Source organism: Desulfonatronospira sp. MSAO_Bac3 (assembly GCF_003838035.1).
Taxonomy (GTDB): Bacteria; Desulfobacterota; Desulfovibrionia; order Desulfovibrionales; family Desulfonatronovibrionaceae; genus Desulfonatronospira; species Desulfonatronospira thiodismutans.
In genome coordinates this window covers 1-2,488 of sequence record NZ_QYZY01000157.1, presented here as the reverse complement: position 1 = coordinate 2,488, position 2,488 = coordinate 1, and the positions used below count along the sequence as shown (strand labels likewise).

The following is a 2,488-nucleotide window of genomic DNA, read 5'->3' as shown; positions in this document are numbered from 1 at the left end:
TGCTCCCCGGATTCCTTTATCCGGGATGTTTTTCAGGAGCTCATGGAAGGGGCGGACAAGCCCTACCTTATCCTGGAGATGGACGAGCACGGCTCCAGCGTGGGTTACGAGACCAGGATCGAAGCTGCGGTGCGCTCCTTTAAAAATCACGCCCGGCGTCAGCAGTCCCGTATTCCGGACCCAGCTAAGATTAACCCGGTCAAAGCAGACGGAATGTCCGGCAGGACTGTGCTTTTCCCCAACTGGGACCCCATTACCTGCCGGCTCCTGGTGGCCAATCTCAGGCGGGAAGGCATTGATGCGCACCTTCTGCCCGAGGGCGAAGAGGTGATAAAGCGCAGTATGCGCCTGAACAGCGGGCAATGCATACCCATAAACGCTGTTGCCCAGGAGTTTGTGGAGTATGTGCAAAACGAGGACCTGGACCCGTCCCAGACAGTGCTGTGGATGGCCCATGCCGAGATCGCCTGCAATATACGCCTCTATCCCTACAGGCTGAAGCAGATGATAAGCTCATTTGACCGGGATATGCGCAGGGCAGGGGTTTATACAGGCAGCATCACTTTTGCAGATGTGTCCCTGAACGCGGCCATGCATGCCTATTTTGCCTTCATGTTCGGAGGCATGCTGCGCAGACTGGGCTGCAGGATCAGACCCCGGGAGAAACACCCGGGCAGCACGGACCAGGTTCTGGAAAAGTCCCTGGAAATCATGGAAAAGTCCATGCTGGGCAGCCTGGACAAGGAAGCGGCGGTGAGGGATGTATGCCGGATGTTTTCCGGCATTGAGACCCGGGAGAAAACAACCCTGCAGGCGGCCATCTTTGGAGACCTTTATGTCCGGGACAACCCGGTGTTCAACCAGGATCTCATCGCATGTATTGAAAGCCGCGGCGGGGAGGCCATAACCACGCCCTATACAGAATATATAAGAATGATCGCCCCGGCCTATTTCAGGAAGTGGTTTGCAGAGGGCAAGTATTTCAATCTGATTGGCAACAGGGCTATGCTGGCCACCATGTCCAGGCGGGAAAAGACCTTCTACAGCTATTTTGAAAAGGTTCTGGGCGAGCCAAGGCCCGAGTACAACGACCCGCCGGAAAAGGTCCTGCCGGCTTACGGGCTCATACCCGAGCAGAGCGGGGAATCCATGGACAACATCCTGAAGATCCACTATATCCTCAAATATCATCCGGAGGTGTCCCTTTTCGTGCAGACCAGTCCCTCCTTCTGCTGTCCCTCCCTGGTGAGCGAAGCCCTGGCTGAAAGGCTGCAGGAAAAGACCGGAGTGCCCATAGTGTCCATCACTTATGACGGCACCGGGGGAGATAAAAACCGCAAGCTCATTCCTTACCTGGAGTTTGCCCCTGCGGACCGGTCGGGTTAAATCATGAGCGTGTGCTCTCGTCCACATCTTCTGCCAGCCAGGCCTTGATTAGCGACTGGTAAGGCAAATCTCGTTTAAAAAGCCCTGGCTATGATGTCGCGGTAATTGCGTATGCGGCTTACGAAGTGCACCGGCTCAAAGCCCCGGGCATAGCCGTAGCGAAGGGACGGGTAGTAGCGTTCGTCCGAGAGAAGGGGCAGAACTTCACGCATGTCATCCCAGGAGTCCGGGTCCTTGCCCAGGTTGCGGGCCAGCTGGCGGGCATCAAGGAGGTGGCCCCTGCCCACGTTGTAGCTGGCCAGGGCCAGGTAGAGACGGTCAGGGTCGGGAATGTCCTCTGGCAGCAGCCGGTAGCGTTCCTCAAGGTATCTTGCCCCGCCCTCGATGCTCTGGGCCGGGTCCAGGCGGTCCTCTACTCCCAGGTGCCTGGCTGTTCTCTGGGTGAGCATCATGATGCCCCGCACTCCTGTACGGCTTACTGCCTCCGGATCCCAGTGGGATTCCTGGTAGGCCAGGGCGGCCAGAAGATCTGCAGGCATGCCGGTTTTTTCTTCCGCCTGCAGGAAATACTCCTTATACTTGGGCAGGCGCTCCTTTATGCGCCTGTTCAGGGCGCGCAGGTCCACGAAGTCGAACTGGGTAATGTGCCCGTAATACCTGCTGTACATTTCGCTTATGGCCTCGTCCCCTTCCCGGCTGTTCATCCAGGAGAAGGCCTCTCTGGCCAGCTCTTCACAGCCCTCTGGCAGATACCAGCCAAGGTTCTGGCCCTCGGTGATATCGAAGGCTATGTACAGATGGGGCATAAAGCGCCGGTTGACCTGGACTATATTGGAATCCGCCACTGTGCACTCGATTTTTTGCTGCGAGACGTGGCCCAGAAGAACTTCAGTGCTCATCTCCACCGGAGTATAATCCACGCCCTGGTATTCCTCAGAGAGTTCATCAAGCCTTTCAGCGTAGCTGGAGTCGGCGGTAACCTTGAGGTCCACATTTTTCAAGTCTTCCGGGCTGCCGGGCATGGGATTCATCTGCCTGTGGCAGACCACCTGCTGGGTGATTTCGCTGTGAGCCGGGCCGCGTTCAAAACGCTCATTGCGCG

Annotated in this window: 1 protein-coding gene and 1 pseudogene; one reads left to right on the top strand and one right to left on the bottom strand. The window is 57.1% G+C overall.

Features of this window, described 5'->3' with window-relative positions; genetic code table 11:
- Nucleotides 1-1,386, top strand: a pseudogene (locus tag D5S03_RS05370) (acyl-CoA dehydratase activase); the annotation flags it as partial.
- Nucleotides 1,387-1,460: 74 nt separating this feature from the next.
- Here D5S03_RS05370 and mltF read toward each other — a convergent pair.
- Nucleotides 1,461-2,488, bottom strand: a 1,028-nt coding sequence (mltF, locus tag D5S03_RS05365) for a membrane-bound lytic murein transglycosylase MltF (RefSeq protein WP_287042905.1), incomplete at its 5' end; no start/stop codon positions are given.